Raw genomic sequence first — 4,881 nt, forward strand, 5'->3', positions numbered from 1 at the left:
TCGCAGCGCCGGCGCCGACCTGGGTCAAGGCGGCCGACAGCCCGACGGCGTACGACTCGATCGACTACTTCATCCGGACGATCATCGATCCGACCGGGGCGCGGGTGCGGCTGCTGATCTCCGGCGACCTGCACCACTACGCCCGCTACTCCGGGCCGGACCGGCAACTGATCACGTGCGGCGGAGGCGGTGCCTACCTCTACCCCACCCACAAACTGCCGGAGCGCATCGAGGTGCCGCCGCGGGACACCCTGGCCCGTCGGGCCAGCTCGACCCAGCCGTACGACCTGGTGGCCCGCTATCCGGACGCGGCCCGCTCCCGTCGCTACGGCTGGGGCATCTTCCCGAGGCTGCCGTTCCGCAATCCGGGCTTCACCACGCTGCTCGGCATCCTGCACACCCTGCTGATGCTGGCCATGGCGGGCGCGACGGCGAACTGGGCGGACAGCACGGATCAGCGGCTGTTCAGCGTCCCGCTGGTGTTGATGGTGCTCGTGACAGTGCTGGCGGCGATCCTCTTCGCCAAACCGCCGAGCGCAAGCGGCAAGCGGCACGTACGGCACGGGATTCTCGGCGTCAGCCACGGCGTGGCGCAGGTGGCCCTCGCGGCGGCCGGCACCTGGGCGTGGTTGGCGCTGCCGTTCTACGACTGGCCGTGGCCGCTGCCGGCGGTCGCCGCGGCGGTGCTCTACGGCCCGGTGATCGGCCTGGTGGCCAGCCAGTTGGTGGCCGCGTACCTGCTGGTGGCGGGCTCGTTCGGGGTGAACGTCAACGAACTCTTCGCCGGTCAGGGCATCGAGGACTCGAAGGTGTTCCTGCGGTTGCGCATCGACCCGGACGGCACGCTGACGATCTTCCCGATCGCTGTCGACCGGGTCTCCCGGGACTGGCAGGTGAACCCGGACCAGTCCCCCACCGCAAGCTGGCTGACCCCGAAGACCGACCTGACCCCCCGCCTAGCGGAACCCCCCACAGTCCTGCCCTGACCCCAACCCACCCGCAGAGCACAGTTGATCATGAAGTTATTGTCCCGACACGCCGGTCGGAGTGGCAATAACTTCATGATCAACGGGGAGGGAACGCGGGCGCGGCGGGCAGGCGCAGGCGGTGGGGGGGTTAGGCCGGGTAGTGCTGGTCGTGGGCTTGGCGGGAGCCGCAGACGTCAGCGCGGGAGCACATGGAGCGGGAGCCGTCGGCGTCCAGGCGTACGGTCACCGCGTCTCTCGGGACGCTGTGCCCGACCACGCGACCGTCACCCTCGGGCGTGGAGACCCGGCTGCCGACCGCCGGAGCCGTCTCCTGGAAGCGCTGGTACAGCGGATGTTCGTACTTGAGGCAGCACATCAGCCGGCCGCACGCGCCGGAGATGCGCAGCGGGTTCAGCGGAAGGTCCTGGTCCTTCGCCATCCGGATGGTCACCGGCTCGAAGTCGGTGAGGAAGGTGGCGCAGCACAGGTCCCGACCGCAGGAGCCGATGCCGCCCTGCACGCGCGCCGAGTCGCGGGCGGAGAGCTGACGCAGCTCGACACGGCAGTGCAGGGTGGCGCCCAGGTCGCGGACCAGGGAGCGGAAGTCCACCCGGTGCGGTGCGGTGAAGTAGACAGTGCTGCGCTCGCCGCCGCCCTCGGCGGAGCCGAGCACGTGGTCGACGGCAACCACCTTCATCGGCAGGCCGTGCGAGCGGATGAGCCGTTTGGCGGCCACCTTGGCCTCGGCCTTGCGGCGACGCAGTGCCTCGTCCCGCCGCAGGTCGTCGTCGGCGGCCAGCCCCAGCAACCGGGGGAAACCGTCGGTCTCCTCGGTCACCCACTGCGCGGCCCACACGCACTCCGCCACCTCGGGCCCGTCGTCGGTGGGCACCAGCACCTTGTCGCCGACCTGCGGGCGCAACTCACCGGGATCGAGATAGTAGAGGCGCCCGTACCGGTTGAAGCTGACCGCACAGAGCATGCCCATCCCCCCACCCTACGACGCCTTCGTGTCGGAGAGCACCTCGGTCGATGACGCCCACTCGCATCCATGACCGTCGAATCGACCTATTGCCGGGCAGCCCGTCGTGCCGTTGCTCCTCGCCCGGACGGTTGAATCCGGGCCCGGGCAGGAGACAAGACCGCCCCGACAGCGTTGAGTGAAGGCATACCTGCGGGGGGTGCAGGGGGAAGACCACGGCGTCGCCGGGGAGCCGACTCAGGTCGGGCGCCCCTGAGCGACGCCGTGGTCTGTCCGGGACCTGTGCGGCGACGGCCAGAGAACCGGGAGCCGGCTACCAGCCGACCCGGGTGGGCTGGTCGTAGCGGGGTCGCCCCTCCATCGGCGGCCGCCACGTCGCCTCGGCGAGGCTCGGTGCCCACTGACGCAGCAGTGTCTCCGCACCGTCGTACGCGACGCAGAGCACCGCCAGCACCCGTGCGGCGATCTCGGCCGCGTCGGCAACACCGGGACCGATCGGCCCGGGCCTCGTCGACACACCGGTGGCGGTGGCGGCGACCACGGCTACCGCTTCCGCCGAGCGCAGCACGTCGGCCAGTGTCCGGGCCAGCGCGAGTCGGCTGCCCTCCACCCAGTCGGCGAGTGCGTCCGCGTAGCCGGCTGTGGATTCGAGCCGCCCGACCAGGCTGTCCGGCCCCTCGTCGAGGTGGTGCAGCAGTGCCGCCCGCTGCTGCCCGTACGCCGTGGCGGCCGGGCCGGACCAGAGCACCGCGTCGGTGAGTGCGGCGGAGACGTCGTCGTACCCCCGGACGAGCCGGCGCACCGCGTGCCCGGCGCCGGCGAGCGGCGCGGGGTGGAGGTCGAGGAAGCCGCGCACCGCGTCACCCGGCAGCACCTGCATCCGACGCAGCAGCGGCCAGACCCGGTGGCCCTCCGGGACTCCCGCGGCGATGAGGGAGTCCACCCGACGAAGCAGGTCGAGGCCGGGTTCGGCGAGCCGGTCGAGCGCGTCCATCACGGCTCTCCGGCGAGCCTGCGGCGGGCCGCCCGGTCGACGTCGGCATAGCGGTCGGCGGCCTCCCGCACCGCCGCGGCGGCGGTGGCCAGTCGACCGGCGGCGGCGCGCGCCTCGCGGGCCCGGTCGTCGGTGGCGGTGGTCCACTGCCGGTGCAACGCGCGACCGATCTCGCCGGGCCGACCCGGGGCATCGGCGCCGAACGCGGCCTGGGACGGATCGGTGGCGGTGACGGTGTGCGAGACGGCGGTGAGCGTGGCGCTCGCCTCGTCCAGTCGGGCGGAGAGCGCGCGCAGTGTGTCCATCTCAGGCTCCCGCGAGCGGTCGGTAGGCGGCGAACGTCTCGTTGTGCAGCTTCTCCCGGGCCCATTCGGCGGCGTCCGCCGCTGCGGTGACCGCAGCCTGCACGGAGCCGGCCACGTCCCGAGGGCTGCGGGAGTGCAGCGGCCCGAGGAACCGGACGTCGGTGATCCGCCCACCGGCGGTGACCACCACCTCGACCAGACCGTCCGGGGACCGGACGGTCACCTCGACGGTCGACACCGCCTGGTCGAACTCGGCCTGTAGCGACTCGATGCGGCGGTAGCGCCGCACCGCCTCCTCGATCCAGGCTTCGTCGATCTCCCCCCGCGGCATCGGCCGACTCCTCCCGGGTGATCCCTCACTCAGCGTGCTCTCACCGTCACCACGGCACACGGACCGTACCGCACAGCAATCGGACCTGTCGATGCCTGTGGACAACGGTCGAAGGGGTGCGGGTCAGCCCTTCCAGAGGGCGAGCATCATCGCCTCGACCGCGATCCGCGGTTTCACGTTCGACTCGATGGCCGCCCGGCAGGCGAGCACGGCCTCCAGCCGGCGCAGCGCCCCCTCGGCGTCCCACTTCTGCGCGCCGGCACCGGCCAACGCGGCGGTGTCGGTGTGCACCGGGGCGACGGGCGCGCGCAGCGCCATCGTGAGCGCGTCCCGGTAGAAGCCGGCCAGGTCGACGAGCGCACGGTCCAGCGCGTCCCGCTGGGCCCGGGTAGCCCGGGACTTCTGCCGCTTCTCCAACTCCTTGAGCTGACCGGCGGCACCCCGGATCGCGCCCGACGCACCCCGGCCGGTGCCACCCGCGCCGAGCGCGGTCTCCAGTGCCGCCCGCTCGGCCGCGTCGGCTTCGGTGACCGACGCCTCGGCCTCCGCCTCGGCCGCCTCGATCAGCGCGGACGCCGCGTCGAACGCCGCGCCGACACCTGTCAACCGGCGCGGCACCGCGAGCACCGCCTCGCGCCGCTTGCGTGCCTCCGGGTCGCGGGCCAAACGGCGGGCCCGACCCACGTGCCCCTGCGCGGCCGCCGCCGCCCACTGCGCCACGTCGGGCGCGACGCCGTCCCGGCGGACCAGCACCTCGGCCACCGCGGGGGCCGGCGGCTGCCGCAGGGGTACGACCCGACAGCGCGACCGGATGGTCACCGAGATGTCGTCCGGGTGGGTGGACGGGGCACAGAGCAGGAAGACCGTACGCGGCGGGGGTTCCTCGATCGCCTTGAGCAGCGCGTTGCCGGCGGCCTCGGTGAGCCGGTCGGCGTCCTCGATGACCACCACCTGCCAGCGCCCGCCGGAGGGGGTGCTGGCCGCGCGCAGCACCAGCGCGCGCATCTCGTTGACGCCGATGGACAGCCCTTCCGGCACCACCAGCCGGACGTCGGCGTGGGTGCCGCCCATCGTGGTGCGGCAGCCGGGGCACTCACCGCAGCCGGTGCCGTGCACGCACTGGAGAGCGGCGGCGAACGCCCGGGCGGCGACCGAGCGGCCGGAGCCGGGAGGGCCGGTGAAGATCCAGGCGTGCGTCATCCCGGCGGCCGGGTCCACCCCGCCGGCCGGGGCATCGCCGGTAAGCGCGGAGTCGGCATCGCCGGCGGCGATCAACGCGGGCGCCCGGTCGACCGCGCCCG

At 73.2% G+C, this 4,881-nt stretch carries 5 protein-coding genes and 1 pseudogene; 1 reads left to right on the forward strand and 5 read right to left on the reverse strand.

Annotated features, from left to right (window positions below; translation table 11 throughout):
• A pseudogene (locus tag ACWCO3_RS31485) lies at positions 1-986 on the forward strand (metallophosphoesterase); the annotation flags it as partial.
• A 130-nt stretch (positions 987-1,116) separates the two neighbouring features.
• Here ACWCO3_RS31485 and ACWCO3_RS31490 read toward each other — a convergent pair.
• From ACWCO3_RS31490 to ACWCO3_RS31510, 5 genes are all read right to left on the reverse strand, one after another.
• Positions 1,117-1,956, reverse strand: coding sequence for a PSP1 domain-containing protein (locus ACWCO3_RS31490; protein WP_145785973.1), 840 nt, complete (start codon positions 1,954-1,956; stop codon positions 1,117-1,119).
• A 307-nt stretch (positions 1,957-2,263) separates the two neighbouring features.
• Positions 2,264-2,944, reverse strand: a complete 681-nt coding sequence (locus ACWCO3_RS31495; protein WP_145785972.1) for a hypothetical protein — start codon at positions 2,942-2,944, stop codon at positions 2,264-2,266.
• Entirely contained in the window at positions 2,944-3,249 is a 306-nt protein-coding gene (locus ACWCO3_RS31500) for a hypothetical protein (protein ID WP_145785971.1), read from the reverse strand. Before ACWCO3_RS31500 ends, ACWCO3_RS31495 begins: the two co-directional genes overlap by 1 nt.
• A 1-nt stretch (position 3,250) precedes the next feature.
• The gene (locus ACWCO3_RS31505) at positions 3,251-3,580 is read right to left on the reverse strand and encodes a YbaB/EbfC family nucleoid-associated protein (RefSeq protein WP_053659404.1); all 330 of its coding nucleotides are present in this window, start codon (positions 3,578-3,580) and stop codon (positions 3,251-3,253) included.
• A gap of 123 nt (positions 3,581-3,703) precedes the next feature.
• On the reverse strand, positions 3,704-4,852 hold the full coding sequence (locus ACWCO3_RS31510) for a DNA polymerase III subunit delta' (protein WP_450013525.1): 1,149 nt from the start codon (positions 4,850-4,852) through the stop codon (positions 3,704-3,706).
• Positions 4,853-4,881 lie beyond the last annotated feature (29 nt).

This window comes from Micromonospora sp. NPDC002411 (assembly GCF_053592955.1).

What these genes read in the sequence shown, in the direction of transcription:
- ACWCO3_RS31495 (WP_145785972.1), bottom strand. Translation starts at nt 2,944, where the DNA reads ATGGACGCGCTCGACCGGCTCGCCGAACCCGGCCTCGACCTGCTTCGT.
- ACWCO3_RS31505 (WP_053659404.1), bottom strand. Translation starts at nt 3,580, where the DNA reads ATGCCGCGGGGGGAGATCGACGAAGCCTGGATCGAGGAGGCGGTGCGG.
- ACWCO3_RS31490 (WP_145785973.1), bottom strand. Translation starts at nt 1,956, where the DNA reads ATGGGCATGCTCTGTGCGGTCAGCTTCAACCGGTACGGGCGCCTCTAC.
- ACWCO3_RS31500 (WP_145785971.1), bottom strand. Translation starts at nt 3,249, where the DNA reads ATGGACACACTGCGCGCGCTCTCCGCCCGACTGGACGAGGCGAGCGCC.